Genomic DNA, 26,963 nt, shown 5'->3' with positions numbered 1-26,963 from the left:
GTGCGAGCGCAAGACGCGCTCGGGTCGTCCCCGTGCCCACATGTGATGGCACGAGGAGACGGAGCCCGCGATGGCGGACGAGGCGCCTGTAAACAGCACAGCCACCCGAAACGCGTATCCCCGCGTCGAGTTGGGGCAAACCAGCACTGAGCCCAATTCACGGCCCGCCGTGGGGCTGTCGTTCCCTGACCTGGAACAACGCGTCCTGGACTACTGGGCCGCCGACGACACCTTCCGCGCCAGCATCGAGAACCGTTCCGATGCAGACGAATTCGTCTTCTATGACGGACCCCCCTTCGCCAATGGTTTGCCGCATTACGGTCATCTGCTCACCGGTTACGTCAAGGATTTGATCCCGCGCTTTCAAACGATGCGTGGGAAGAAGGTCGAACGACGATTCGGTTGGGATACTCACGGATTGCCCGCGGAAATCGAAGCGGAGAAGCAGCTCGGTATCACGGACAAATCACAGATCGATGCCATGGGCTTGGCGGAATTCAATGCCGCGTGCAAGTCTTCGGTACTTCGCTACACCGGTGAGTGGCGTAACTATGTGACCCGTCAGGCCCGTTGGGTCGACTTCGACAACGACTACAAGACCCTCGATCTCGACTTCATGGAGTCGGTCATGTGGGCCTTCAAGGCGTTGTTCGACAAGGGTCTGATCTATCAGGGCTTCCGGGTGCTGCCCTACAGCTGGTACGAGCAGACGCCGTTGTCGAATCAGGAGACCCGGCTCGACGACGCGTACAAGATGCGCCAGGACCCGGCGGTCACCGTCGATATGGTGCTCCAGGTTCCGGCCGACCATCCGCTGCGCGATCTGGATGGCGCGAATGCGCTGATCTGGACCACCACACCGTGGACACTGCCGTCGAACCTCGCCATCGCCGTACACCCGGATGTCACCTACGTACACGTCAAGGGCAAGGACGGGAAGCGGTACCTGCTTGCCGCCGAACGGGTCTCGCACTACCTGCGTGAACTCGGCGAGGAGGCCGACGGCTTCGAGGTGCTCTCCGAGCACGCGGGTGCGGCGCTGACCGATCTGCGCTACCAGCCGCCGTTCGACTTCTTCGTCGGCCATCCCAGCGCGCACCGGGTGCTGAACGCCGACTACGTGACCACCGACTCCGGTACGGGCATCGTGCATCTCGCGCCCGCCTTCGGTGAAGAGGATATGGATGTCGCCGCCGCGGCGGGCATCGAACTGGTGCAGCCCCTGGACGCGGGCGGCAAGTTCACCTCGATGGTGCCGCCGTACGAGGGCCTCATGGTCTTCGATGCCAACCCGGTCATCATCAAGGACCTCAAGGCTGCCGGAAAACTGTTGCGGCACGAAACCATCGAGCACTCCTACCCGCACAGTTGGCGCTCCGGACAGCCGCTCATCTATATGGCGGTGCCGTCCTGGTTCGTGGCCGTCACCAAGTTCCGCGATCGCATGGTGGAGCTCAACCAGCAGATCACCTGGGTGCCCGAGCACATCCGCGACGGCCAGTTCGGCAAGTGGCTCGAGGGTGCGCGCGACTGGAATATCAGCCGCAACCGCTACTGGGGTTCGCCGATCCCGGTGTGGGTCTCCGACGATCCGGCCTACCCGCGCATCGACGTGTACGGCTCCCTGGACGAGCTGGAGCGCGACTTCGGCGTGCGCCCCGACGACCTGCACCGACCCATGATCGACGACCTCGTTCGCCCGAATCCCGATGACCCGACCGGGAAGTCGATGATGCGGCGCACCCCCGAGGTCCTCGACTGCTGGTTCGAATCCGGTTCCATGCCGTTCGCGCAGGTGCACTACCCGTTCGAGAACAAGGATTGGTTCGACGGCGGCAACGGCCAGGTCGGCCACAACCCGGGCGACTTCATCGTCGAGTACAACGGCCAGACCCGCGGCTGGTTCTACACGCTGCATGTGCTGGCCACAGCACTCTTCGATCGCCCGGCGTTCAAAACGGTTGCGGCGCACGGCATCGTGCTCGGCGAAGACGGCCTCAAGATGTCCAAGTCCAAGGGCAACTACCCGGATGTCAACGAGGTCTTCGACCGCGACGGCTCCGACGCCATGCGCTGGTTCCTGATGAGTTCGCCCATCCTGCGCGGCGGCAACCTCATTGTCACCGAGCGCGGTATCCGCGAAGGTGTCAGCCATGCGCTGCGCCCGCTGTGGAACGCGTGGACCTTCCTGCAGCTCTACGCCTCGAAACCCGGTACCTGGCGCACGGATTCGCAGCATGTCCTGGACCGATACATCCTGGCCAAGCTGGCGCAGACCCGCGACATCATGACCGAGGCCCTCGAGGTCAACGATATCGCCGGTGCCTGTGAGGAATTGCGGGCCTTCGCCGACGCGCTCACCAATTGGTATGTGCGCCGGTCGCGTTCGCGCTTCTGGGAAGAGGACCGCGACGCCATCGACACCCTGCACACCGTGCTGGAGGTGACCACCCGGCTCGCCGCCCCGCTGCTGCCCCTGGTCACCGAGGTGATCTGGCGTGGCCTCACCGGTGGCCGTTCGGTGCACCTGACCGACTGGCCGACGGGTGCGGAGCTTGCGGAGCGCCCAAACAATACAGCGGCCGGTCTTCCGCATGATCCGGAACTCGTCGCCGCCATGGATGAGGTGCGCACGGTGTGCTCCACGGTGCTGAGTCTGCGCAAGGCCCAGAACCTGCGGGTGCGCCTGCCGCTGGCCGAGGTGACCGTCGCCGCCGACGACGCGGAACGCCTGCGCCCCTTCGCCGATCTCATCGCCGACGAGGTCAATGTCAAGAAGGTCGACCTGACCACCGATGTGGCCGCGCACGGCCGGTTCGAACTGGCCGTCAATGCCCGCGCCGCCGGTCCGCGGATCGGCAAAGAGGTGCAGACGGTCATCAAGGCGGTCAAGGCGGGGGAGTGGACCGAATCGGCCGATGGTGTGGTCAGCGCCGCGGGGATCACCCTGCTGCCCGAGGAGTATACCCAGCGCCTGGTCGCCGCCGAACCCGATTCCACCGCCGCCCTGCCCGGCAATGCCGGTCTGGTGGTGCTGAATTCGGTGGTCACCGAGGAACTGGAGGCCGAGGGCTGGGCGCGCGACCTCATTCGCGACCTGCAGGAAACGCGAAAGAACAAGGGACTCGACGTCTCCGACCGCATCGCTGTGGTCCTCGAGGTGCCCGCCGAACGGCTGTCGTGGGCGCAAACGCACCGCGATCTGATCGCCGGTGAAATCCTCGCCACCGCATTGACATTCGGTGCGGCGGGCGCGGACGCCAATGAGATTGTCGGTGGCGTAAGGGTTTCGGTCACCAAGGTCTGAGTAAGGCGTGACAGGCGGCCGGGGCGGCTATTCCGTCCCGGCCGTTTCGTATCCGGGCGGCAACCCCACTGCCCGCCTGGTTTGCGCATCACATTCGAGCCCGTGCGATCCATGTCACAAACCCCTTGAACGCACAGGTAGCGCCAGTCTTTCCGAGGGTGCCGCGAGTTAGCTCATGTTTGCTGAATCGGCCTCCCGGGTACGCAATATTCTTGTGTGCGCGGCCGTCTGTGCGTGCGCGACCGATATTCGCGATCAGGGAAGAGGAGCGCGCATGACGAGCCGCAACCCGAAATCCGGACAACAGACCCGTTCGGTGGCCGCAGCGGCCATGGGAAATGCGACCGAATGGTTCGACTACGGCGTCTACGCCGCCGCCGCCACCTACATCACCGCCGCGTTCTTCCCGGGCACGCTGGGCGCGCTGGGCACCATGCTCGGCTTCGCCGTCTCCTTCGTACTGCGCCCGCTCGGCGGCATGGTGTGGGGGCCACTCGGTGACCGCATCGGCCGAAAAGCCGTACTGGCCACCACAATTCTGCTCATGGCCGCCGCGACGGGCGCCATCGGCCTGCTGCCCAGCCATGCCACCGTCGGTACGCTCGCCCCCATCCTGCTCATCGGTCTGCGGGTGGTGCAGGGCTTCTCCACCGGCGGCGAATACGGCGGAGCCGCAACCTATCTCGCGGAATCCTCCAGTGATCGCCGGCGCGGCTTCCTGGGTAGCTTCCTGGAATTCGGCACCCTGGGTGGTTTCGTCGGCGGCTCGGCCGTCGTGCTGACCTGTCAGCTCGCCCTGGGCTCGGACGCCATGTACGAGTGGGGTTGGCGTATTCCATTCCTGCTGGCCGTACCGCTCGGACTGATCGGCTGGTACCTGCGCACCCGGCTGGAGGAATCCGCGGTATTCACCGAGATGCAGGCCCAGGAGCACCCGAAGACCGGTTTGCGGGTGCTGGTCACCGAATACCGGCGTGAGCTGCTCACCCTGGCCGGCCTGGTGGTCGCGCTCAATATCGTGAACTACACGCTGCTGACCTACCAGCCGACCTACCTGCAGAACACCATCGGCGTCGGCGAATCCACCACCACCGCGATGATGTTGATCGGCCAGCTGATCATGATGCTGACGCTGCCGTTCTTCGGTCGCCTCTCCGATCGGGTCGGCCGCCGCCCGATGTGGCTGGTCTCCCTGGTCGGCCTGGCCGTGCTCGCCATTCCGATGTACTGGCTGATGGGTCGCGGGACCATATGGGCCGTAGTCGGTTTCATTGTGTTGGGTCTGCTGTACCTGCCGCAGCTGTCGACGATTACCGCCACCTTCCCCGCCATCTTCCCGACCCATGTCCGCTATGCGGGTTTCGCGCTCGGCTACAACGTCTCCACCGCGATTTTCGGTGGTACCGCGCCCCTGGTGAACGAGGCGGTCATCGAGGGCACCGGCTGGACCCTGTTTCCTGCGCTGTACATGGTATTCGGCTGCGGTATCGGACTGATCGCCTGGACATTCCTGCGGGAGACCGTGGGTGCGTCGCTGCGCGGAACCGAGGTGCCCACCGCCGACGCGCTGCCGGTGGTGCCGGGACCCGCCCGCGACGTGGCCGCCAAGGCATGATCACCCGCCACCTCCTTCCAGACCGGCCAGGCGTTTCCCGTGTGATCGGCGGGCTACTCTGAGGCTTACCGAATTCCCTAGTGATCAGCGTCCGGAGGGACACGCACCCACGGACCGGACCCGGCTGCCCCGCGCAGCCCACCGGCACCAGGGCGTGCACACGATCAACACCCCCACCACGATGGGCAGAACCTATGCCAGGCCACTAGGTCTGGCATAGCTTCACTAAGCTGATCAGAGACGCTTAGGAGGTGGCCACCATGTCCCCGAGTGCAGCAGCCTATGGGCCGAAGTTCGCCGTCACCGTCAGATACGGCGGTGCGGACAGATCGGGTTCGAACGGGAATGTCTATTTACGGCTCGGCGACTCCACCGCAGGGGTGAGCACCGGTGAAGTGGCGGTGCACCTGCCGGGTGATCCCGCCGAGCTCGGTCGGGAGGAGACCGGCGAGATCGCCTTCGATACGTCGCTGGCGGAGGTGAACGCCCTCGAGGCGCGCGTGGACGCGGCGACCTCGACCTGGACCCTGGCGGCAATCGACTGGTTCCAGATCGAGGACCTCGAAACGCATGCGCTCTGGCAGAGCGAGCCGGTGGCGGAGACCGAACAGGGCTTCGCCGCCAGTGTGCGACGGGAGCGAACCGGTAGTCGAGAAACCGTACTCACCAGGGATTTTGCCCTGAATCGGCTCCCGTCGGCGCGGTATCGGATCACCATCGAGACCGGCACCGAGCCCGGTGCGGGCACCACCGCGAACGTGATGGTGCGGCTGCTCGGCCCCACCGACTGCCATCTCACATGGCTGGCGCTGAACAATCCGAACGAGAAGGTGAAAACCGGCGCGCGGTTGCGCTACGGCCCGTTCACCTATGTCGAACACGACCCGCCGACCGAGGTGGAGGTCCGACTCGACGAAATGACCGTCGACTCGGACCGCTGGCAACTCCTTCGGGTCGGCATCGAAGATATCGAGACGGGCCGCAGCTGGGTCGCCGACTGTGACAACTGGTTCGACTGGACCTCGCCACAGCAGACCTTCCCCCTGGTGGAGAACGGCGTCGGCTAGGTACTACTCGACGACCAGTTCCACCGGAATATTGCCGCGCGTGGCATTGGAGTACGGGCACACCTGATGGGCGCCCTCGACGAGTTCGCGCCCGGATTCATTGCGCAGGTGCTCGGGCAGTTCGACCCGCAGGACCACCGAGAGGCCGAAGCCGCCGCCGTCGATGGAATTGAGCCCCACCTCGGCGGTGACGGACGCCTCCTCGGCCTCGAGCTTCATGCGCTTGGCGACCACCTGCAGGGCGCCGGCGAAACACGCTGAGTAGCCGGCGGCGAAGAGCTGTTCCGGGTTGGTGCCCGCGCCGTCGCCGCCCATGGCCTTGGGTCGGGCCAGGGCGAGGTCGAGAATGCCGTCGTTGCTGTAGGAACGGCCGTCGCGGCCGATCGAGGTGGCTACTGCGGTGTACATCGGTGCCATGAGCATCTCCTAGACAGACTTGTCTGTTCACTTCCGAGGCTTAGGGTAGACAGGTCTGTCTGTTATCGTCAAGGGTATGAGTGCCGCCCGCGACAGACTGCTGGAGACCGCCGCTCGGCTGTTCTATGCCGAGGGCATCCACACCGTGGGCATCGACCGGATCATTGCCGAGGCCGAGATCGCCAAGGCGACCTTCTACCGGCACTTCAAAACCAAGGACGATCTGGTTGTCGCATATCTGACGCGCGAATACGCCCGGCAGCGCGAGCGCCTGGACGCGGCGCCCGAGGCCGGAATGGCCAGGCTCTCCGCGATTTTCGAGACACTGGGGGAGTTGAGCTGCGGTCCCGGCTTCCGTGGCTGCCCATTCCTCAACGCGGCCATCGAATTTCCCGATCCGGCGCATGCCGTGCGCACGGTGGTGGCCGAATATCGCGCCTGGTTCCTCGATCTCATGCGCGCGCAGCTGGTGGCGGCCGGACACGACGATGTCGACACCGCGGCCCACTACCTGCTGCTGGTGCGGGACGGTGTAGCCCTCAGTGGTGGGGTGGGCGATGTCGATACCGTGCGGGCCGGGGTGCGAACCGCATTGGCGCAGATCAGTTCTCGGGTAGCTCCAGGCCCCGCGCCAGCACCGGCCACGACTTCTTGAGCGCGTCCTCCCAGTAGCCCCAGGAGTGCGTGCCAGTTTGTAGCAAATCTGCGGTTACCGGGATATCGAGTTCGCCGAGCTTGGCGACCAGGCTGCGGGTGCACCAGTCGGTGGCCGCCTCGATAATGCCGCCGAACACCAACTGCTGGATGAGGCCGCCGTCGGCCGGGCCGAGACTGCGGACTTCGCCCGGGGTGTCCCGCGGACCGGGTAGGCCGGTGCCGTTGAACAGGTACAGCTCCAGTCCGCGCAGGCCGTCGGCATTGACGTACGGATCATTGGCGGCCCACATCGGATCCTCGGGCGGGCCGTACATATTCTCGGCATCGCCACCACCGGCCGCGACCACCAATTTCACGAACTGCTGGCCGATTCGGTCGCTGATGCGCGCACAGCCGCTGTAGGCGGCGACCGCCCGGTACAGGCCCGGGGCGGCGATCGGCAGCTGCAAGACCGAGGTACCGGACATGCTCATTCCGGCGATGGCGCGAATTCCATTGGTACCCAGCGCGCCATCGACAATCGGCGGCAGCTCCTCGGTGAGGAAGGTGCGCCACATATTGGTTCCGAGTACGGGATCCGGTGCGCGCCAATCGGTGTAATAGGTGAAGCCGCCGCCGATCAGCTGCACCACATTCACATCTTTATCGGCGAAGAACTGGGTGGCATCGGTATTGCGCCGCCAGGTGGCCGTATCCTGGCCGCCCCCAGCGCCATTGAGTAGGTACAGCACCGGTCGTGGCTCGGAGGTATCGGCGGGGCGCTGCACCACGACCACGACCTCGCGGCTCATGGCGGCGGACCGGACGGTGATCTTCAGTGTGCGGGCATCGACGATCTCATATGCGGAGATTTTCGAGCCGTTCTCCGAAACCGGTGTGGAGACCAGGGTTCCGGAGCCGGTGACCGGATCGGGAGGCGGTCCCGCCGTGGCCGGACCCGCGGTGACGGGCAGTGTGCAGGCGAAAGCGACGATCGGCGCGAGCAATAGCGCTCGCACCCGTGCTCGAGGAGTCAACAGGGCCCCTGTGATAGCTGGGCGGTATGGACATGCGGTAGTGGACGCGGTGGACCCCCGACGGGAACGTCGAAATGGTACTAATGCCCCGATTTTCATGGGGTGTCCAGACGTCGATTTGTGACCGGCATCTCAGGACACGCCTGTGGCTCGGTTCGACCGCTACCTGGATTTTTGAGCTACAACAGAAGAACAGTTAATGCGTGGCAAATGATCGTTGCAGTGCTGACCGAAGGGCGAGCACGTGAAACGAAAGCCGATCCACCGCATGACCCGGGCCGCCTCGGCCGCATTGACCCTGCTACTGACCGGAACCGGTTGGGCGGGTATCGCCCACGCGGATACCGGTAGCGCCGCCTCCGGATCCGCTTCCGGCAGTGCGAGCGGTTCCGCCTCCGGCTCGGCCCAACTGCCGGTAGCGAGCCCCCGTGCCATGGCGGCACTGGGATTGGCCTCGACGCAGATCGGAAAGCCCTACCTGTGGGGTGGCACCGGCCCCGACGCCTGGGACTGTTCCGGCCTGGTGCAATGGGCGTACCGCAGCGTCGGCATCGATATGCCGCGCACCACCTGGCAGCAGTCCGATGTCGGCCTCTGGGTTCCCCTGGGGGCGTTGCAGCCCGGTGACGTGATCATCCTCAATGAGGACGCCTCACATGTCGGAATCTATGCCGGAGGTGGGCAGGTGCTCAATGCGCACTCGCCCGGCGTTCCGGTGGGCCTGTCGCCCCTGTCGGAGTTCGAGATCTTCGACGTTCGCCGCTTCTACTGATTCGGTGTCCGGCACGTCTTGTTCTGCCGTTACCGCCGCAGGCTATCGCTGTGTAAATCCCTGTAGTTCAGTGGATTTCATCGGCCCTGAGAGCCCCCGAGAGTTGGGCTTCCCCTACTCGCAGAGCCCGCGCAGCAGTGGTCCGTACTCGGGGTGGTTGAGGGCGGAGGCGAACTGGGCCACCAGGTAGTCGGCCGGATTGCCGGTGTCGTACCAGCGCCCGCGAATCACCTGGCCGTACACCGGATTCGTGGCGGCGAAGATATTGATGGCATCGGTCAGGTACACCTCACCGGTGCGATGAGTGTACCAATTGTCGACCTGGCGGCGCAGTTCCGCGACAATCCCGGGTGTCACCACATACCCGCCGATGGCGGCGAAGGAGGACGGCGCGTCGGCGGGTTTGGGCTTCTCCTTGAGGCCGCTGATCCGCATGAGCCCGTTATCGAGCTCCTGCTCGACCACCGGGACGCCGTAGCGCTGGGATTCGGCCGGGTCCATGGGCATGAGCGCCAGCACCGGGGCGTCGGTCTTCTCGTAGGCGTCGATGAGCTGCTGGGCGCGCGGCACCTCGGCGACGAAGACGTCGTCGGGCCACAGCACCAGCATGGCCTCGTCGCCCAGGGTCCGGGCGGCATTGAGGACGGGTGTGCCATTGCCGTACGGGCCGTGCTGGTCCAGGTAGGTGATGTGGCCTTGGCGGCCTAGTTCGTAGACCTCCTCCACCGCATCGGCGTACGCCTGCTTGCCATCGGCGCGCAGCTGGGCCACCAGGGCGGGATTCGGGCGGAAGTGATCCTGGATCAAGGACTTTCCGGCACTGACGACAATGGTGATATCGGTGATGCCGGACGCGACCAGCTCGCGAACCGTGTGCTCGATTACCGGCTTGTCCCCGACCGGCAGCATCTCCTTGGGGATTGCCTTGGTCAGTGGCAGCAGGCGAGAGCCGATGCCTGCGGCGGGGATAACGGCCTTGCGAATCGTCATAACCCGATCATCACACATCCGCGCGTGCCTACCTGTCGGTAGGCGGGCGTAGATTTTCCGTCATGACATCCTCCGCCGATTCCGGTGCCGGGCAGATAGCGCCTGGTCAGTGGGGTGATACGGCGGCCGACGTGACGGCGGGACCGTCTTGGATGGTTGCCCAGGATGCTCGGATGATCGGCAGCGAACTCCTGGCCGACGACCAGCGCACCCACGGCATCACTGTCGACCCGGCCCCCGCCGCCACCGCCAGCCGCCGCTGGGTGCTGCACATAGATATGGACGCCTTCTTCGCCTCGGTCGAACAGCTCACCCGGCCCACCCTGCGTGGTCGCCCGGTACTGGTCGGTGGCATGGGCGGACGCGGCGTGGTCGCCGGAGCCAGCTATGAGGCTCGGGTGTACGGGGCACGTTCGGCCATGCCCATGCATATGGCCCGCCGCCTGGTCGGCGGGTCCGCGGTCGTGGTGCTACCGCGCGGAGCGGTGTACTCGGAGCTGAGCGGCCAGGTCTTCGAGGCGCTGCGCTCCCGTATTCCGGTGCTCGAGACCCTGTCCTTCGACGAGGCGTTCGGCGAACCGGCGGAACTGGCCGGGGCCACCGCCGAGCGGGTGCTCGAATTCTGTGAGGAGCTGCGGGCGCTGGTGCGCGAGCGCACCGGACTGGTGGCCTCGGTTGGTGCCGGTACCGGTAAACAGCTCGCCAAGATCGCCTCCGGATTGGCGAAACCCGATGGGGTGCGGGTGGTTTCACCTCTCGAACAGCATGCCATGCTGGCCGCGCTACCGGTCCGCAGCCTGTGGGGTATCGGTCCGGTGGCCGAAAGCCGTTTGCGCACACTGGGAATCGAGACAGTAGGCGCGTTGGCGGCGCTGCCGGAATCGGAGGCCGCCTCGCTGCTCGGCGGCAGTATCGGCGTGGCCCTGCACCGGTTGGCACGCGGTATCGACGATCGGCCGGTCGCCGAACGTGCCGAGGCCAAACAGATCAGCGCCGAAACGACCTACGAGACCGATATCGTGAATCTCGCGCAATTGCGGCCCGCCATCGAGGCCATGGCGGCCGCCGCGCACCGGCGGCTCATTACCGACGGCCGGGCCGCGCGCACGGTGGTGCTGAAACTCAAACGGACCGATATGTCCGTCGTGACCCGCTCGTCCACGCTGCCGTACGCCACCGAGGACCTGGGCACCCTGACCGCCGCCGCGCAGCGCTCGGCCATCGACCCGGCCGAATTGGGTGCGATCCGACTCGTCGGCGTGAGTTTCGCTGGGCTGTCGGAGATTCGACAGGAATCGCTGTTCCCGGAACTCGATCGCGTCGTCGAAACCGACGAAGCCGTCTCCGATGAGCCGACACTGGGGCTCGCCGCGGGTCCGGATCCGGTGGTCCCGCCCGCCACCCGCTCCTATACGACCCAAACCTGGTATCCCGGTTTGGATGTCGAGCATCGTGAATTCGGGCACGGTTGGGTGCAGGGTGCCGGCCACGGTGTGGTGACCGTGCGATTCGAGACCCGTTCCACCGGAGCGGGTCCGGCACGCACATTCGCGGCCGGAGATCCGGACCTGTCCAGCGCGGATCCCATGGGAAGTCTGCGCTGATGTCCGGTATGGCGGGAACGTGTAGAAACTCTGTGGATTCAGTCTGAAAGTGCCCTGTTCGCGGGTTCGAGAACATCTTTCGGGGCACCGCACTGTTAGCCTGACACCTCGTGCAGCGTCGCCGTCGGGTGGTCGTTGCCGCATGGACGAACGGACCTACTCGAACGTAAAGGACGAGCAGTTGAAGCTTCAGAAGACTGGACGTATCGCGGTCGCCACTGTGGCTGTCGTGGCCGCACTCGGACTGTCGGCGTGTGGCAGTGGTGACAAGACAGAAAAGCCCGCCAAGACCACCACCTCCCAGGCGGCGGCCACCACCGCCGCCCAGGACCTGCCGCCGGTTCCGACCGTGGACGATCTGAATGCCGAGCTCCAGCGGGGCTTGGATCCGAACGTGCCCAATGAGGAGAAGCTCGCGCTGATGCAGGGCGTGGAGGCCGACCCGAACCTGCCCACGGCTCTCGTCGAGGCGGTCCAGCAGAACAACGCTGTCATTACCGTCACCGGTGTGACCGATCTGGGCGACGGCACGATTACCGCCGACGCCACGGTGGCGGTCGCCGGCGGCGAGCCGCAGGTGGCCCAGGTGCCGTTCGTGGCCGAGGACGGCAAGTGGAAGGTACAGAAGGAGTGGATCTGCAACATGCTCCAGCTGGCCAACCAGACTTCTCCGGCCTGCGTCTAGTTCGACCCGACGGGTCCGGTGTTCCCTCGGAGGGGACGCCGGACCCGTTCGTTTTTCCGTCGTCGCCGCCGGGCTTTATTCCCGTTTCGACCGCCGCGATCGGCTGATTTGAAAATCGTTCGATAACATCGGCCCCCGTGACCGATGTGTTGGTGCGAGCGGACGCCGATTCCGCCGATAGAGCGGAATCGTCGACCAACGGTCGGTCGGGAGGCTGGGCACGCCCGGTCGCCCTGATCGCGGGTGTGATCGCGGTGCTCTCGGCGCTGGCGGTACCGCTGCTGCCGGTAGCCGTCGACGCGACCACACTGAACTGGCCGCAAGGGGAAACGGCGCGCAGTGTGGAAGCGCCGCTGGTGTCCTACGCGCCGGTGACCTTCGATGCCGAGATTCCCTGTGCGGCGATCGAGCAGTTGGCCCCGACCGGTGGGAATCTGGTGGCGACCGCACCGCCCGGCGCTCCCGATCTGTGGCGGTACGGATTCCAGGCGCGGGTGACCGCGGCGACCACGGCCGACGACGGGGTGGTCACGCCGGGTCGCCTCGAAGCGGTGCTGCGCGACCAGTCGCTGGTGAGCGTGCCGGTCGATCAGCTCGGCGCCGGATGCGCGTTCAGTGTGCACGCCGGAATGACCGGGGCCACCGCGACTCTCACCGGCTCCGATAGCGAGCCGGTGACCCTCTCCGGCGACTACCGACCGCAAATAGTCGGTATTTTCAGCGATCTCGCCGTGGCCGACGGCACCACCGTCACCGTGGAGGTGGACAGCCGCTTCTCCTCGCATCCGAGTCCGCTCAAGCGGGTGGCGATCTGGCTGGCTCTGGCCGCGACCGTGATCGCGCTGGTCGCCCTGTACCGCTTGGACCGCGGTGACCGCCGGCACGAGCGGCACTTCCTGCCGCGGCGGTGGTGGGCGCTCACCCCGGTCGACGGCGTGGTGATCGGCACGCTGGTGCTGTGGCATTTCATCGGTGCCACCACCTCCGATGACGGTTATCAGATGGGTATGGCCCGCACCTCCATCGGTGCGGGATATATGGCCAACTACTTCGCCTACTTCGGCGTCCCCGAGAACCCGGTCGGCACTCCGTATTACGACCTGCTCGGACAGATGTCGCTGCTGTCCACCGCCAGCCCGTGGATGCGACTGCCCGCGCTGCTCGCCGGAATCGTGTCGTGGCTGGTGATCAGCCGTGAGGTGATTCCGCGGCTGGGCGCCTGGATTCGCCGCGACCGCATCGCGGTGTGGACCGGCGCGCTCGGCTTCCTGGCCGTCTGGCTGCCCTATAACAACGGACTGCGCCCCGAGCCGATGGTGGCGCTCGGTGTGCTGCTGACCTGGTGCTCGGTGGAACGGGCCATTGCCACGCGGCGGCTGCTGCCGTACGCGGTGGCCTGTGCGATCGGCGCGTTGTCGGTCACCGTCGGTCCGTCGGGCCTCATCTGTTTCGCACCGCTGCTGGCCGGAATTCGGCCGATCTGGCGGATTGTCGATGCTCGGGCACGCGTCATGGGCAAGCCGTTCATCTCCTATCCGGCCCTGCTCATGCCGATCGCCGCCGCCGGAGCCGTAGTACTGGCGGTCATGTTCGCCGACCAGACGCTCTCGGCCATGTTCGAGATGCGACGGGTGCACGAATTCGTCGGTCCCAATGTGGCGTGGCACGACGAATACATTCGCTACCAGTACCTGCTGATGCCGACCATCGACGGTTCGGTGGGCCGCCGATTCGGCATATTCATGCTGTGGATCGGTCTGGCGGTCAGCGCGTTCGTGCTGTTGCGCCGGGGCGGTCGCATTCCGTTCGTGGCGGCCGGGCCCGTGCGACGCCTGCTCGGCAGCTGCATCGGCGTCATGCTGCTGATGATGACCACGCCCACCAAGTGGACGCACCACAATGGCGTGTACGCGGGATTGGCCGGTGCGGTCGCGGTGGTCGCCGCCGTCGCGGTCGGTCCGCGCGTCCTGCGGTCCCCGCGCAACCGTGCGCTCTTCGCGGCGATCGTGGCCTTCGCGCTGGCTCTCGTCTTCTCCAGCATCAATGGCTGGTGGTATGTGTCGAACTACTCGATCTCGTGGAACGACAAACCGGTGGTGCTCGCCGGAATCGGCCTGAACAAGGTATTCCTGCTCGCGGCGCTGCTACTGCTGGCACTGGCCGGATGGTTCCATATGCGCGCACCGGAACCCGGTACGCCGCACCGTATTCCACGCCCGCTGTGGCGGCTGATCGTGCTGCCGCCACTGACCTTGGCCGCCGCGCTGCTGGTGCTGTTCCAGGTGGCATCGCTGGCCAAGGGCGCGGTCGCCCAGTATCCGGCGTTCTCGCTGGCCAAGTCGAATATCAACGCGGTGACCGGCAATCCCGGCGGCCTGGCACGAGAAGTGCTGGTGGAGACCGATCCCAATGCGGGCATGCTGAACCCCCTGAGCGGTGACGCCTTCACCACCTTCGCCGCGGACGCGAACGGCTTCGTTCCCGGCGGTGTCTCCAACAATCTGAGTTCCGACGACGAGGTCGATACCAGCGGAATCACCGAAACACTCAAGACCACGGAGTCCGGCGAGGACGAGTCCGGAACCACTACGGCCGCACTGCCGTTCGGTCTGAATCCGGCTACCACACCGGTGCTCGGCACCGATGGCACCGGTGAGCCGGTCGCGACGCTGACCACCGGCTGGTACGAGCTGCCGAATCCGGGCGACCGGTCCGGCATTATCGCCGTGACCGCGGCCGGTCGTATCCGGTCGGTCGATGCCGACGGTGTGGTCAAGCCCGGCCAGTCGGTCGAAATCGAGTACGGTACAGCCGATTCCGCCGGTGTCGTGACACCCGTCGGTCGGGTGACGCCGATCGATATCGGTCCCGCGCCCACCTGGCGCAACCTGCGCGTGCCCTTCACCGATATTCCGGTCGATGCCACGGTGATCCGACTGGTCGCCACCGACCGCAGCCAGGACCCCCGGCAGTGGGTGGCTCTGACGCCGCCGCGGATGCCGCAGACCCGCACGCTGCTCGACGAGGTCGGCTGTGAGGTGCCGGTACTGCTGGACTGGGCGGTCGGACTGCAGTTCCCGTGCCAGCGGCCGTTCGATCACCGCTCCGGCATCGCGGAGGTTCCGGAGTACCGCATTCTGCCCGATCGCGGTGGCGCGCTCATTACCAACCGCTGGCAGAACCACGACAGTGGCGGACCGCTCGGCTGGACCTCCATGCTGCTGCGTCCGGAGACCGTCGCCACCTATCTGAAGGACGACTGGGACAACGACTGGGGCGAATTGCAGCGGTTCACCCGCCGCGACGATTCCGCCGTCACCGCGAAGCCGGTCATCACCTCCGAAACCCATTCCGGGATGTGGAGTCCCGGTCCCATCAATACCGCGGGCTGGCAGCGGTAGTTCCGACCGCGTCGCGCACCCGTTTCGCCGTCGAAGCGGGTGCGCCGGGCAGCTGGTTCGAACGGATCAGCCCATTTGGGCGACGCGCTTATCCATCTCCTCCGGGCTGACATCCTCCACATGGGTGGAGACCGTCCAGTGGTGGCCGAACGGATCCTCGAAGGAAGCGGTGCGGTCGCCGTAGAACTGGGTGGCCGGGGCCTGGAGTTCCTTCGCGCCCGCGCCCAGAGCGGCGGCGTGCGCGGTATCGGCGTCCTCGACGTAGGTGTAGAGGTTGACGGGGGTGCCGCCCACCGCCCTGGGGTCGAGGAAGCCCATCGATGGTGCGGGATCGCTGAGCATGATCATCGAATCGCGGAACTGCAGTTCGGCGTGCGCGATCTTGCCGTCGGGCCCGGGCAGGCGGTAGCGCTCGGCCGCGCCGAAGACATGTTTGTAGAAGTCGATCGCGCGGGCCGCGCCGTCCACGATGAGTGCGGGAATGACGGCGGGGTAGCCCTCGGGAAACGGATTGACTGCGGACATCGGAAGACCTCCGATAGCTGTGTTGTGGGACACATCGAGACTAGGCCCGGGCACCGACAGGAAACATCGAAGCTCCCCGATGATCAGGGTCCTGTGATATGCCGCAGTTTCTGTACCTGAGCTGCCGTCAGGGCGCTGAACTGCTGCGGATCCGGCTCCCGCTGTGATGTCAAGGCCACTTGCACGACCGTCGCGCCGACCAGGGTCACGCTGACCGCCGAATAGAGCGTGAAGCCCTCGCTGCTGGTGTGGACGCGGAACGCGGTGGACGCGTCACCCGCGGTCGGCTGTTCCAATCCGCCCACCCGGAAATCCACCACGGTGTTGTCGGCATCGGTACCGGAATAGCTCGTGCATTCCCGCAGCAGTGATTGCGCCGTCGAAAATGCTTGTGCGGCAGCGCCATTCAGGTACGCGGCGGCGTCGATATCGATACTCGAGAAGTCTGGTCCGCTGAACTGGGCGGCGGCTCGGGCGGCCGCACCGGACGCCTGATCGGCAATGGGGGCCAGTACTTTCGCGCACTGCGGCGGATCGGTGCGCTCACCCGCGCCGGTGATACCGGGTTCGGGGTCATCGAGCGGTGTGAACCCCGGCGGCAGTTGGAAGGTCGCCAATAGGTCCGAACGCAGGGTCGGCGAATCGGGTACGTGGGCGGTCGGCGGCCCTGAGGGCGGCGGCACCGTCGAACCCAGCGGCGGCAGGGTGGGCCCGGTCGAATCATCGGAACCGCAACCCGATACGGCCATGGCGGTGAGTACCGCCGCGCAGGCGGCCGTCGCGGCCCGTCCGGTCATTCGCCCCACAGTACCTGCGTGCGCAGCACCTGCCGCAGCGTCACCGCACTGCGCGGATCCTGGTAGGTCTGATTGCCGCCGACCGTCACCGCACCCGAAACCGGTAGCGGCATACCGAGATCTACGGTGATCACGCCATCGCCGTGCATGAGGTAGTCGACGATATCGAGGGTGCCTGCGTCATTGGGCAGATCCCACACCTCCGATTTCGGGGTCTGGGTGACATTGATTTCAATGGTGAGCTCATCGCCCTCGCGGTGCGTCAGGGTCGCGGTGGTCACCTGATCGAGGGGCACACTGCCCGATACCTGCTGGCGCACCGTCCATACCGCGCCCACCCCGACGGGGGTCTGCGGGAAGGCGATCGACTGGTACACGGCCTGGTAGAACGCCTGCTCCAGGGCGGCGCGCGCGGTATCGGAGGTGGCCGCGTTGGGCGCCAGCCGCAGCGCGGTAATCGCGCCGTAGGCGCTCATATCGAGGCCCGCGCGGGAGCCGTCGGCGGGTAGCAGCGCCTGGGCCAGCACCGGATCATTGGAGGTGACATTGCCGAGGATCAGCTCCACGCCGTCGGCATCGGTCTCCGCGTTCAGCCCGATGGTGACGGCGGGCGGGGAGAAGTCCCGCACCGGCTGGTCATTGATCTGCTGTTCGATGTGGTGATCGGTACGCAGCGTCACCTGCTGGGTGGTGCCGACCGGGAATTCGCGACGCAGCGTGCTGCGCGGTTCGGCCCCGGGATCGACGACGGTGGTGACCACGGCCGCGATCGGCATGGTGACCTCGGCCTTATTTATCCCCGCCGGTTCCGCGCCCTCGCTCTCGACCGTGGTCTCGGACGCATCACCGCAGCCGGCGCCCAGGGTGGAGAGCGCGACCGCGAGCACCATCAGCAGCACACCGGAGCGGGCGCAGCGCAGCCCGTGACGTGGTCTGCCGGAGTGTGCGATAGCAGTCGCCGGGCAGGGGGGAGAAGACAACACCGTCACGTCGATCAGCGTACGGCGCGATCCTGAGGATCAGCTTTGTTGCGGGGCCGGGTGCGCCTACCTCTTTCTCAGGCGCGGCGGTCGACCCGGCGACCGACGAGGCCGCAATCGCCATAGGGGATGATGTCAGGCGTGAGTACCGACCGGCCGCGCGACATCGACGCAGACCAACCCGACCAGCCGCCCGGCGACAGCGCCGCCACCGGTGCCCCGGATTCCATCCCCGCCGAACCGGATTCCGCACGGTCGGAGGCCGATGCGGGGACCGATCCGGTGGAGGTCGCCGCGCCGAAGCTGACGAAGTCGGACGACGCCGGTGCCGCGACCGAAACGACCGCGACCGAAACGACCGCGACCGAAACGACCGCGACCGAAACGACCGGGGGCTCGGCGGACGCCGCCGCTGATGCGCGGCAGCATCCGCGCCGGTTGCGGACACTCCTGATTATCGCGGCCGTGCTGTTCGCGGTGGACCTGCTGGCCAAGGTGATCGCGGTGGCGAATCTGACGCCGGGGCAGCCGGTGTATCTGATCGGCGATGTCGTGCGCCTGAGCCTGGTGCGCAATCCGGGCGCGGCATTCTCCATGGCGACCGGGATGACCTGGCTGTTGACGCTGGTCGCCACCGCGGTGGTGATCGGCGTGATCCGGATCGGCCGCACCCTGCGTTCGCTGTGGTGGGCGGTCGGCCTCGGCATGGTGCTGGGCGGTGCGCTGGGCAATCTCGTCGACCGGCTGTTCCGCTCGCCCGGCCCGCTGCAGGGCCATGTGGTCGATTACATGGCGGTCGGTTGGTGGCCGGTATTCAATGTGGCCGATTCGGCCATTGTGTGCGGCGCGATCCTGCTGGTGGTGCTGACCGTATTCGGTTTCGAACCGGACGGGACCCGCGCGCACCGGGACGCCGAGGAACACAACGCCGAAGAGTCGCACGCCGACAAGAACGCTGAGGAGAAGTCCGTATGAGGGAAACCCGAAGCATGCCGGTGCCCGACGGGCTGGACGGTATGCGTGTCGACGCCGGGCTGTCGCGACTGCTCGGACTGTCGCGCACCGCGGTGGCGGCGCTGGCCGAGGACGGTTCGGTTCAGCTCGACGGTATCGCGGCCGGGAAATCCGACCGCCTGAACGCGGGTTCCTGGCTGGAGGTCGAATTCCCGGAGCCCAAGCGGGAACTCACCGTCGAGGCCACGCCCGTGGACGGTATGAAGATCCTCTATGCCGATGACGACGTCGTCGCCGTGGACAAGCCGGTCGGTGTGGCGGCGCACACCGGTGTCGGTTGGTCCGGTCCGACCGTGGTCGGCGGTCTGGCCGCCATGGGGTACCGCATCTCCACTTCTGGCGCGCACGAGCGCCAGGGCATTGTGCACCGTCTAGATGTCGGTACCTCCGGGGTCATGGTGGTCGCGCAGTCCGAGAATGCGTACTCCGTGCTCAAGCGGGCCTTCAAGGCACGCACCGTGGACAAGCGCTATCACGCTCTGGTGCAAGGGCATCCGGATCCGTCCAGCGGCACCATCGATGCACCCATCGGCCGGGCCCGCGGTAACGACTGGAAGTTCGCGGTCACCGCGGACGGCCGTCCGAGCGTCACCCACTACGACACCGTCGAGGCCTTCCAGTCCGCGAGTCTGCTGGATATCCATCTGGAAACCGGTCGTACGCACCAGATCCGCGTGCACTTCTCGGCCGTCCGCCACCCCTGCTGCGGCGACCTCACCTATGGCGCGGATCCGCGCCTGGCGGAACGCCTCGGGCTGCAACGGCAGTGGCTGCACGCCCGACAGCTCGGCTTCAACCATCCCGCCGACGGCCGGTGGATCGAGATCACCAGTGAATACCCGGCGGATCTCGAGCACGCGCTGGACGTGCTGCGAAGCACGTAGCGGGTTGAGGCCGCGATGTCGCCAGCCCCCGCCCTCGTCATCCCGGCCGAGAGCACGCCGGGATCGCGGGGACAGTGCCGATCACACGACCTCGGACTCGGTAGGCGCGCAAGGGGATATCGATGAGTGACCACACCGCGCGCGATGCGGACGTGAGCGCGAGCACGCGCGAGGGCGATGAGGGATCGGCTGAGTCCGCCGTGCCCGGGTTGACGATATCGGGTGAGTCCGCCGCCGAGGCCGGGTCGACGATATCGGACGCGCGGTCGGCCAGGGCAGGCGGCGATACCATCCGCCGCATCGGAATCGGTACGGCGGCAGTGGTTCTCGTGGCGGTTATCCTGGTGCTCGGTTGGGCGATACCACCGGTTCCCGCGGTGATCGGTACTGATCGGCTCGGGCCGTCGAGCGGCGAGGCGATAGCCGTCTATCTGGATCGGGCACGGGAATCATTGCGAGGCAATGATTCCGATCCGCATTGGGCTCTGATTTCGTTCACTGCGGGCATTGCCGCTGACCGTATCCCGGAATACGCGGATGGACTGCGGATCTCCGGGGTGGACTACCACGTGGATATATCCTCGGTGGTGACGCCGATGATCGCTGTCCCGGTCGCGGCCGGTGACGCGGCCGCGCTGCGCTCGGCGGAACTCGCCGCGGGAGTCCTGGACCAGCAGGCGTTGACCGCCGGGCCGGACAGCCGCGCGGGTCGGATCGCCGCCGTCGCCGCCGCCCGCCTGCGCGCCGACTGTGCCTGCGTGGTCGGCCTGACCGTATTCGGCACGCTCGACGAACTGCGAAACCTGGCCGCACATCCCGATATCCGCGCCGTGGAGGCACTGCCCGCGGACGCGAGCGGCGGCACCTTCGCCGTCGTGCCGCTGCTACCCCAGTGGCAGGAGTTCGCTGTCCCCGGTCCCGACGACGGTGTGGTCCCCGAGAATTGACCGTGCCCCCGTGCCCCCGAGTCATCGCGGGTGAACGGGTGGCGGGCTCCGGTCGACTCGGGTTCCGTTGGCGGTTGCCTGGCTGATCGGTCCGCGCAATCACCCTCCGTACGGGCTGTCGGACCTCTGTGCCACAGTGGTCTCGAGCTCGAGAGAAGGGTTGGGGCTATGGAATTGAGTGCACAGCAGGCAGATCGCGCGGCGGGCGTGCTGCTCGGTACGGCGGCGGGCGATGCGCTGGGTGCCGGGTACGAATTCACCCACCCGGGACCGGATGTGGCGATCTTCATGAAGGGCGGCGGAACGTTCGCGTGGGCCCCCGGTGAATGGACCGACGACACCTCGATGGCGATCGGGGTGGCCCGCGCGGCGGCCACGGCCGGGAATCTGCACGAGGACAGCGGCCTCGACGCGGTAGCGGCGGAATTCGTGGCATGGTGGGATTCTCGCCCCCGCGATATCGGCAATCAGACCAGGTCGGTGCTGGAGTGGCGCAGCCCGAATGCCCGCGAAATGCGCAAGCGCGCAGCGGATCTGGACGGCCTCAAGGCTGGTAACGGCTCGCTCATGCGCACCGCTCCGGTGGCCCTGGCCCACCTCGGCAGCGCCCAGAACTGCGCGCGGGCCGCCGCACTGGTCTCCTCGCTCACCCACTTCGACGAACAGGCCATGGAGGCGTGCACCCTGTGGTCGCTCGCCATCCGCCACGCCGTCCTGCACGGCACCTATGACGGTGTGCGCGAGGCCCTTTCGTCGGTGAACGCGAGTTACTGGGGACCGCTGCTCGATCAGGCCGAAACCGGTACTCCCGCCGACTTCGCCAAGAACGGCTGGGTGGTGCACGCCCTCCAAACCGCCTGGTGGGCCATTACGCACGACGAAACCCTGCCCGGCGCACTGGAATTGGCGGTGCGCGCCGGTGGCGACACCGATACCACCGCGGCCATCGCGGGCGGGCTGTTGGGTGCGCGCCACGGTGCCGCGGCGATCCCGGAGGACTGGCGCGCCCTCCTGCACGGCTACCCGGGCTACCGCGCCGAAGACCTGCTGGCTCTCACCCGGCGCATTACGGCTCACTGACCCACGCGGATTCCGCGCCGGGAGTCAGTCGGGCAGGCGGACGACCCCGTCGAGGTAGCGGCGGCACCGGCCCGATAGCAGTACCCGATTCTCGCTGAGGGTGCAGCGCAGGGCGCCACCGCGCGGCGACAGCTGGCGTGCGGTCAGCGTGGTGCGGCCGAGTTCGCGGCTCCAGACCGGGGTGAGTTGGGCGTGGGCGGAGCCGGTGACGGGATCTTCGGGGATGCCGACACCGGGGGCGAAGAACCGCGAGACGAAGTCGACGGATTCGCCGGCGGCGGTGAGGATGACGCCGCGGTGCAGGGAGGGGAAGGCCGCGAAATTCGGACGGGCCTCGCGCACTTCGTGTTCGGAGGTGACCATGAGCACGATATCGGTGCCGTCGAGCGCGCGGATGGGGCGGACGCCGAGGGCGTGGGCGAGTCCACGGGGAATGGCGGCGTGCACGTCGAGGTCCGCCGACGGTACGGCGGGCAGGTCCATGACCAGTTCGCCGTCCGGTGTGCGATCCACCCGCAACCACCCGCTGCGGGTGTAGAAGTGCACGCGGTCCGCGCCGGGATGCATATCCTCCAGAATCTGCGCGGCGGTGGCGAGGGTGGCGTGCCCGCACAGATCCACCTCCACGGCGGGGGTGAACCAGCGCAGGTGGAAGGCGGGCGAATTATCCGGCGCGTGTCCGGCCTCCGGCGGTAGCGCCGAAGTGTAGAAGGCGGTTTCGGCGAGGTTGTTCTCCTCGGCGAGCTGTTGCAGTAGTTCGTCCGGTAGCCACTTCAGCAGTGGCATGACGGCGGCGGGGTTACCGGAGAACGGATCGTCGACGAACGCGTCGATCTGATGCAGCAGGACCTCCATATGGCACAAGGTACCCACAATCTTCAATAACAGGCCTGCACAACGAAGTTCACGGCGAGCCAAACCATGCGACCAGTTTGGTTGTGCTCTCGCGGCCCCCTCCGCGGCGGTGTCGGCGTCGAAGGTCGGTGGCGGTCAGTGGTTTTCGCCCAAACCGGACATTCAGAGGGGTGGCGCTCCGGGTGCGCAGTACGCCTGAAACGCACCGCGGCCCCGGTGCAACCGGGGCCGCGGCGTCGCGCTACTGCTCGGGCGTCTCGCCGGGCGGGGATGGGAGCAGTTGATGCTTCTGCCCCTGCAACCGGGCGCTGAACCACCACGCGAACTCCACCAGCACAATGCCGATCCCGCCGAGCACGAATGCCGTCGTGGTGAGCGCGATATTCGACGGATCGAGTTTGAAGAACTCCCGCGTGAACGGCAGTGAGAACAGGATCAGGTATCCCGCAACGGAACCCGCGATCAACACCACCTTCCACCACACGTACGGCCGCGCCACGATCGCCAGGACCCACAGCGCGATAATGAGCAGGGTGATGAGCGCGGTGGTACCCGCCTGCACCTTCTCGATCTCGGCGGCGTCGGGGCCCTGGTAGGCCAGCAGATACGAGATGAACGTCATGACGCCGATCGCCACGCCGGACGGAATCGCCAGTCGCATAACGCGTCCCACGAATCCGGTGCGGGCACGCTCGTTATTCGGGGCCAGCGACAGCACGAATGCCGGAATGCCGATGGTGAACCAGGCCGCGATGGTGACATGGCGCGGCAGGAACGGATAGCCGATGGCCTCGTAGCCGAAGATCTGCGAACCGACACCGGCGATACCGATGAGGAAGGCCAGCATTACCGAGTACACGGTCTTGGTGAGGAACAGATTCGAGACGCGCTCGATATTGCCGATGACGCGGCGACCCTCACCCACCACATACGGCAGGGTGGCGAACTTGTTGTCCAGCAGGACGATCTGCGCCACCGCGCGGGTGGCCGGGCTACCCGCGCCCATGGCCACGCCGATATCGGCATCCTTGAGGGCGAGGACGTCATTGACACCGTCGCCGGTCATGGCCACGGTATGCCCGCGCGACTGTAGAGCCGACACCATGGCGCGCTTCTGATCCGGTCGCACCCGCCCGAAGGTGGTCTGGTGGTCGAGGACGTCCGCCAGCTCCTCCTGATCGCTGGGCAGGGTGCGCGCGTCCATGGCGCGATCGCCACCGTCGAGCCCCAGCGAGGACGCCACCGCACCTACCGAGACCGCATTGTCACCGGATATGACCTTGATATCGACATGCTGGGAGGCGAAGTACTCCAGGGTGTCGCGCGCATCGGGCCGCACCTTCTGTTCGAGCACCACCAGCGCCACCGGGGTCACCTGACCGGGTGCGTCGGCGGCGTCCACCGGCCGGTCGCTGCGTGCCAGCAGGAGCACGCGCAGGCCCTGCGAGCCGATGTCCTGTGCGGTGCCGGCGGCCTCGGTGGTCGAGTCGAGTAGTACGTCGGGTGCGCCGAGCAGCCAGTTGCCGTGCTCGCCGTAGGAGAAGCCACTCCACTTCTTGGCCGATGAGAAGGGCGCTACGCCGGTCGTCTTCCAGCCGGGGGAGTCCGGCAGCGCCTCCTTGATGGCGGCGACACTGGCATTCGGCCGCCGATCGTCGGCGGCCATGGCGGCCAGCACCCGCTTCAGCTCGTCATCGCCATTGCCATTGGTACTCGGCGCACCGCCGGCCGCGGCGATCGGGCGAACTTCGGACAGCCGCATTCCGTTCTCGGTCAGCGTGCCGGTCTTATCGGCGCACACCACATCCACGCGCGCCAGGCCCTCGATGGCGGGCAACTCCTGCACCAGGCACTGACGTCGACCGAGGCGCACCACGCCGACCGCGAAGGCGATCGAGGTCATCAGCACCAGACCCTCGGGCACCATCGGCACCAGCGCCGCCACCATGCCGTTGACCGCGGGCCGCCAGGATTCCCCGCTGGAAACCAGCTGGTTGTAGATGGACAGCAGACCGGCCGGAATCAGCAGGTAGGTGATGACCTTGAGGATGGTGTTGATGCCATTGCGCAGTTCGGAGTTGACCAGGGTGAACTTGCTGGCCTCCTCCGCGAGCTTGGCCGCGTAGGCGTCCTTGCCGACCTTGGTGGCCCGGTACGCGCCGCTACCGGAGACCACGTAGCTGCCCGACATCACGGCTGCGCCGGTGGTCTTGTCGATCGGGTCGGCCTCACCGGTCAGCAGCGATTCGTCGACCTCGAGCAGTTCGGCCTCCACGACCTCGCCGTCCACCACGATCTGGTCGCCGGGACCGAGTTCGATGATGTCGTCGAGGACGACCTCCTGCGGCGCCACCTCGCTGGCGTGGCCGTCGCGGCGCACCACCGGTTTGGCCTGCCCGACGATCGCCAGATCGTCCAGGGTCTTCTTGGCCCGGATCTCCTGAATGATGCCCACCGCGCTATTGGCGACAATGAGCAGGCCGAACATGCCGTCGATGACCGATCCGGTGGCCATCACCAGGATGAACAGCACGCCCAGAATGGCGTTGATGCGGGTGAATACATTGGCTCGCACAATGTCTCGCACCGAGCGGCTGGCCCGCTCGGGTACGTCATTGGTCAAACCGTCCCGGCGGCGCTGCTCTACCTCGGCCGAGGTGAGTCCGAGCGCGGGCGGGCTCTCGGGAGCCTGCGCGGTGATCGACATATCGGACAGCCTAGAGCGCCATGGTGAAGTCGCTGGTGCACGTGGTCCTGGAGGGGTGATCGAGGAGGGCGACGATCCGGCAATCCGGTCGAAGCGAACTAGTTGCGAGCGCTAACGTGATTGGGTGGCGGACGCAGATTCGACGGTCGGGCCGGAGCAGCGGTCGGGTACGAAGCGCTCCAGCGGAGATATGGGCATTGTGTTCGGGGTCGGCTGCTACGCACTGTGGGGATCGTTTCCGGCGTTCTTCGGGCTGCTCGCCTTCGCTAGCCCGGTGGAAATCCTGGCGGAGCGGATCCTCTGGACCCTCGTGGTGGCCCTGGTGTTGCTGCTGGTTGCCGGACGGCTGCGCGAATTGCGGGCAATCGACGGCCGGACCTGGCGACTGGCGGCCGTGGCGGCGGCGGGGCTGTCCATCAACTGGGGGACCTATGTCTACGGCGTGGTGTCCGGGCAGGTGGTGGAGGCCGCCCTCGGCTACTTCATCAATCCGCTGGTCACGGTGGCGTTCGGGGTGATCATCTTCCGGGAGCGGCTGCGGCGCGCGCAGTGGGTGGCCTTGGGACTGGGCGCGTTCGCGGTGGTGGTGCTGACCGTGGACTACGGCCGGCCGCCGTGGATCGCGCTGGTGCTGGCGTGCTCGTTCGCCACCTACGGCCTCGTCAAGAAGGTGATCCGCCTCGACGCGCTGCCGGGTCTGGCGGCCGAGGGCCTGGTCGCCGCGCCGTTCGCGTTGACGGCGGTGATCGTGCTCGGTGTGACCGGGCACGCGAGCATGGGGTCCAGCGTGTCGCATAGCGCGCTGCTCATGTCGACCGGGCCGGTGACCCTGGTGCCGCTGCTGCTGTTCGCCCTCGCCGCGTCACGCGTGCCGTTGTCCACCATGGGACTTCTGCAATATCTCACGCCCGCATTGCAGTTGGCCTGGGGCGTACTGGTGGTGCACGAGGAGATGCCGCCGTCGCGGTGGGCCGGATTCGCGCTCATCTGGGTGGCGCTGGCGATCTTCACCGTCGACGCCCTGCGGCGGTCACGGCGCCGGGCCGAATCCGTCGTCGCGTGAGGCCGATCACGCGACGCTTGAACTCCCCGAACATCTTGCGCTAACGTCCGATACGTGGCGGTGCTCCCGTTGGTCCCTTGTACCGGCCCGGGGTCGGGACCGTCACGACCACAGGAGAATTCACTCTGTCCATTCAGTTCAATCACACCATTGTCGCGTGCCAAAACCGCGAAGAGTCCGCTGCGTACTGGGCGGACATTATGGGATTGGAAGTAGGGGAAGCCGCCGGACCGTTTCTTCCGGTCCAGGTCGCCAATGGCGTCACCTTCGACTTCGCCAATCTTCCTCCCCATCTCGCGGATGAGATACCAGCGCAGCACTACGCCTTCCTGGTCTCGGAGGACGAATTCGATTCGGCCTACCGCAAGATTCAGGAGCGCGGGCAAACCTACTGGGCGGACCCGCAGATGAAGGGCGTGAACGAGATCAACCACCATGATGGTGGCCGCGGGATCTACTTCCAGGATCCCGGTGGCCATTTTCTGGAGTTGATCACCGTGCCATACGGCGGTTGGCCCGAGGGCCGGTAGTCACAGACCGGTAGTCGCACTGAACGGCCGCACATCCCCCTCATGGGTGT

The 26,963-nt window shown here is 66.6% G+C and carries 22 protein-coding genes; 14 read left to right on the top strand and 8 right to left on the bottom strand.

Annotation, left to right across the window (positions count from 1 at the left end; genetic code table 11):
* Nucleotides 1-70 precede the first annotated feature (70 nt).
* The 3 genes from ileS (at nucleotide 71) to NU1_RS07260 (ending at nucleotide 5,989) form a co-directional block, all read left to right on the top strand.
* A complete protein-coding gene (ileS, locus tag NU1_RS07270; protein WP_084521058.1) occupies nucleotides 71-3,307 on the top strand; it encodes an isoleucine--tRNA ligase in 3,237 nt (1,078 codons plus the stop codon).
* A gap of 274 nt (nucleotides 3,308-3,581) precedes the next feature.
* The gene (locus NU1_RS07265; RefSeq protein WP_067518656.1) at nucleotides 3,582-4,922 is read left to right on the top strand and encodes an MFS transporter; all 1,341 of its coding nucleotides are present in this window, start codon (nucleotides 3,582-3,584) and stop codon (nucleotides 4,920-4,922) included.
* 260 nt (nucleotides 4,923-5,182) lie between these two features.
* Nucleotides 5,183-5,989, top strand: coding sequence for a PLAT/LH2 domain-containing protein (locus NU1_RS07260; protein WP_157552028.1), 807 nt, complete (start codon nucleotides 5,183-5,185; stop codon nucleotides 5,987-5,989).
* A 3-nt stretch (nucleotides 5,990-5,992) separates the two neighbouring features.
* Here the strand turns inward: NU1_RS07260 and NU1_RS07255 are convergent, their stop codons facing one another.
* The gene (locus NU1_RS07255) at nucleotides 5,993-6,406 is read right to left on the bottom strand and encodes an organic hydroperoxide resistance protein (RefSeq protein ID WP_067518729.1); all 414 of its coding nucleotides are present in this window, start codon (nucleotides 6,404-6,406) and stop codon (nucleotides 5,993-5,995) included.
* A 76-nt stretch (nucleotides 6,407-6,482) separates the two neighbouring features.
* Between NU1_RS07255 and NU1_RS07250 the strand changes: the two genes are divergently transcribed.
* Complete coding sequence (locus NU1_RS07250; protein WP_067518652.1) at nucleotides 6,483-7,061, top strand: TetR/AcrR family transcriptional regulator; 579 nt, start codon at nucleotides 6,483-6,485, stop codon at nucleotides 7,059-7,061.
* Here NU1_RS07250 and NU1_RS07245 read toward each other — a convergent pair.
* Complete coding sequence (locus NU1_RS07245) at nucleotides 7,009-8,079, bottom strand: alpha/beta hydrolase (protein ID WP_245719980.1); 1,071 nt, start codon at nucleotides 8,077-8,079, stop codon at nucleotides 7,009-7,011. The two genes, NU1_RS07250 and NU1_RS07245, sit on opposite strands and share 53 nt — an antisense overlap.
* 244 nt (nucleotides 8,080-8,323) lie before the next feature.
* Here NU1_RS07245 and NU1_RS07240 point away from each other — a divergent pair, with 244 nt between their 5' ends.
* Nucleotides 8,324-8,851, top strand: a complete 528-nt coding sequence (locus NU1_RS07240; RefSeq protein WP_067518649.1) for a C40 family peptidase — start codon at nucleotides 8,324-8,326, stop codon at nucleotides 8,849-8,851.
* Nucleotides 8,852-8,965: 114 nt separating this feature from the next.
* On the opposite strand, the gene NU1_RS07235 is transcribed toward NU1_RS07240, so the two are convergent.
* Nucleotides 8,966-9,841: a UTP--glucose-1-phosphate uridylyltransferase gene (locus tag NU1_RS07235; protein ID WP_067518648.1), complete on the bottom strand. Its 876-nt coding sequence runs from the start codon at nucleotides 9,839-9,841 to the stop codon at nucleotides 8,966-8,968.
* Between the two features lie 278 nt (nucleotides 9,842-10,119).
* Here NU1_RS07235 and NU1_RS07230 point away from each other — a divergent pair, with 278 nt between their 5' ends.
* The 3 genes from NU1_RS07230 (at nucleotide 10,120) to NU1_RS07220 (ending at nucleotide 15,531) form a co-directional block, all read left to right on the top strand.
* Entirely contained in the window at nucleotides 10,120-11,445 is a 1,326-nt protein-coding gene (locus NU1_RS07230; protein WP_245719982.1) for a DNA polymerase IV, read from the top strand.
* Between the two features lie 181 nt (nucleotides 11,446-11,626).
* Nucleotides 11,627-12,130: a WKL family lipoprotein gene (locus NU1_RS07225; RefSeq protein ID WP_067518727.1), complete on the top strand. Its 504-nt coding sequence runs from the start codon at nucleotides 11,627-11,629 to the stop codon at nucleotides 12,128-12,130.
* A 137-nt stretch (nucleotides 12,131-12,267) separates the two neighbouring features.
* Nucleotides 12,268-15,531, top strand: coding sequence for an arabinosyltransferase domain-containing protein (locus tag NU1_RS07220; protein ID WP_084521054.1), 3,264 nt, complete (start codon nucleotides 12,268-12,270; stop codon nucleotides 15,529-15,531).
* 66 nt (nucleotides 15,532-15,597) lie between these two features.
* Here the strand turns inward: NU1_RS07220 and NU1_RS07215 are convergent, their stop codons facing one another.
* The 3 genes from NU1_RS07215 to NU1_RS07205 form a co-directional block, all read right to left on the bottom strand.
* Complete coding sequence (locus NU1_RS07215; protein ID WP_067518641.1) at nucleotides 15,598-16,056, bottom strand: VOC family protein; 459 nt, start codon at nucleotides 16,054-16,056, stop codon at nucleotides 15,598-15,600.
* Nucleotides 16,057-16,139: 83 nt separating this feature from the next.
* Nucleotides 16,140-16,853, bottom strand: a complete 714-nt coding sequence (locus tag NU1_RS07210) for a hypothetical protein (RefSeq protein WP_067518639.1) — start codon at nucleotides 16,851-16,853, stop codon at nucleotides 16,140-16,142.
* Nucleotides 16,850-17,743 (bottom strand): hypothetical protein, encoded by an 894-nt coding sequence (locus tag NU1_RS07205; RefSeq protein WP_067518722.1) that lies wholly within the window; start codon nucleotides 17,741-17,743, stop codon nucleotides 16,850-16,852. Before NU1_RS07205 ends, NU1_RS07210 begins: the two co-directional genes overlap by 4 nt.
* Nucleotides 17,744-18,136: 393 nt before the next feature.
* Here NU1_RS07205 and lspA point away from each other — a divergent pair, with 393 nt between their 5' ends.
* The 4 genes from lspA (at nucleotide 18,137) to NU1_RS07185 (ending at nucleotide 21,758) form a co-directional block, all read left to right on the top strand.
* Complete coding sequence (gene lspA / locus NU1_RS07200) at nucleotides 18,137-18,808, top strand: signal peptidase II (RefSeq protein ID WP_084521063.1); 672 nt, start codon at nucleotides 18,137-18,139, stop codon at nucleotides 18,806-18,808.
* Nucleotides 18,805-19,731: an RluA family pseudouridine synthase gene (locus NU1_RS07195; RefSeq protein ID WP_067518637.1), complete on the top strand. Its 927-nt coding sequence runs from the start codon at nucleotides 18,805-18,807 to the stop codon at nucleotides 19,729-19,731. The genes lspA and NU1_RS07195 overlap by 4 nt, the downstream gene beginning before the upstream one ends.
* Nucleotides 19,732-19,853: 122 nt before the next feature.
* A complete protein-coding gene (locus tag NU1_RS07190) occupies nucleotides 19,854-20,678 on the top strand; it encodes a hypothetical protein (protein ID WP_245719978.1) in 825 nt (274 codons plus the stop codon).
* 168 nt (nucleotides 20,679-20,846) lie between these two features.
* A complete protein-coding gene (locus NU1_RS07185; protein WP_067518635.1) occupies nucleotides 20,847-21,758 on the top strand; it encodes an ADP-ribosylglycohydrolase family protein in 912 nt (303 codons plus the stop codon).
* A 24-nt stretch (nucleotides 21,759-21,782) separates the two neighbouring features.
* On the opposite strand, the gene NU1_RS07180 is transcribed toward NU1_RS07185, so the two are convergent.
* Together NU1_RS07180 and NU1_RS07175 are read right to left on the bottom strand one after the other, a co-directional pair.
* On the bottom strand, nucleotides 21,783-22,613 hold the full coding sequence (locus NU1_RS07180) for a PhzF family phenazine biosynthesis protein (protein WP_067518631.1): 831 nt from the start codon (nucleotides 22,611-22,613) through the stop codon (nucleotides 21,783-21,785).
* Between the two features lie 241 nt (nucleotides 22,614-22,854).
* Nucleotides 22,855-25,320: an HAD-IC family P-type ATPase gene (locus tag NU1_RS07175; RefSeq protein ID WP_067518629.1), complete on the bottom strand. Its 2,466-nt coding sequence runs from the start codon at nucleotides 25,318-25,320 to the stop codon at nucleotides 22,855-22,857.
* 190 nt (nucleotides 25,321-25,510) lie between these two features.
* Here NU1_RS07175 and rarD point away from each other — a divergent pair, with 190 nt between their 5' ends.
* Nucleotides 25,511-26,383: an EamA family transporter RarD gene (gene rarD, locus NU1_RS07170; RefSeq protein WP_067518717.1), complete on the top strand. Its 873-nt coding sequence runs from the start codon at nucleotides 25,511-25,513 to the stop codon at nucleotides 26,381-26,383.
* Nucleotides 26,384-26,508: 125 nt separating this feature from the next.
* On the top strand, nucleotides 26,509-26,913 hold the full coding sequence (locus NU1_RS07165; protein WP_067518715.1) for a VOC family protein: 405 nt from the start codon (nucleotides 26,509-26,511) through the stop codon (nucleotides 26,911-26,913).
* Nucleotides 26,914-26,963 lie beyond the last annotated feature (50 nt).

The sequence above is a fragment of the Nocardia uniformis NBRC 13702 genome (assembly GCF_001613345.1).
Taxonomy (GTDB): domain Bacteria; phylum Actinomycetota; class Actinomycetes; order Mycobacteriales; family Mycobacteriaceae; genus Nocardia; species Nocardia uniformis.
This window is presented reverse-complemented; position numbering and strand designations above follow the sequence as displayed.

Bases quoted from the DNA above. Each gene is read 5' to 3' on its own strand.
- ileS (WP_084521058.1), top strand. From the start codon at position 71: ATGGCGGACGAGGCGCCTGTAAACAGCACAGCCACCCGAAACGCGTAT.
- NU1_RS07265 (WP_067518656.1), top strand. From the start codon at position 3,582: ATGACGAGCCGCAACCCGAAATCCGGACAACAGACCCGTTCGGTGGCC.
- NU1_RS07260 (WP_157552028.1), top strand. From the start codon at position 5,183: ATGTCCCCGAGTGCAGCAGCCTATGGGCCGAAGTTCGCCGTCACCGTC.
- NU1_RS07255 (WP_067518729.1), bottom strand. From the start codon at position 6,406: ATGGCACCGATGTACACCGCAGTAGCCACCTCGATCGGCCGCGACGGC.
- NU1_RS07250 (WP_067518652.1), top strand. From the start codon at position 6,483: ATGAGTGCCGCCCGCGACAGACTGCTGGAGACCGCCGCTCGGCTGTTC.
- NU1_RS07235 (WP_067518648.1), bottom strand. From the start codon at position 9,841: ATGACGATTCGCAAGGCCGTTATCCCCGCCGCAGGCATCGGCTCTCGC.
- NU1_RS07230 (WP_245719982.1), top strand. From the start codon at position 10,120: ATGGACGCCTTCTTCGCCTCGGTCGAACAGCTCACCCGGCCCACCCTG.
- NU1_RS07215 (WP_067518641.1), bottom strand. From the start codon at position 16,056: ATGTCCGCAGTCAATCCGTTTCCCGAGGGCTACCCCGCCGTCATTCCC.
- NU1_RS07210 (WP_067518639.1), bottom strand. From the start codon at position 16,853: ATGACCGGACGGGCCGCGACGGCCGCCTGCGCGGCGGTACTCACCGCC.
- NU1_RS07205 (WP_067518722.1), bottom strand. From the start codon at position 17,743: ATGGTGCTCGCGGTCGCGCTCTCCACCCTGGGCGCCGGCTGCGGTGAT.
- NU1_RS07195 (WP_067518637.1), top strand. From the start codon at position 18,805: ATGAGGGAAACCCGAAGCATGCCGGTGCCCGACGGGCTGGACGGTATG.
- NU1_RS07190 (WP_245719978.1), top strand. From the start codon at position 19,854: ATGAGTGACCACACCGCGCGCGATGCGGACGTGAGCGCGAGCACGCGC.
- NU1_RS07185 (WP_067518635.1), top strand. From the start codon at position 20,847: ATGGAATTGAGTGCACAGCAGGCAGATCGCGCGGCGGGCGTGCTGCTC.
- NU1_RS07180 (WP_067518631.1), bottom strand. From the start codon at position 22,613: ATGGAGGTCCTGCTGCATCAGATCGACGCGTTCGTCGACGATCCGTTC.
- NU1_RS07175 (WP_067518629.1), bottom strand. From the start codon at position 25,320: ATGTCGATCACCGCGCAGGCTCCCGAGAGCCCGCCCGCGCTCGGACTC.
- rarD (WP_067518717.1), top strand. From the start codon at position 25,511: ATGGGCATTGTGTTCGGGGTCGGCTGCTACGCACTGTGGGGATCGTTT.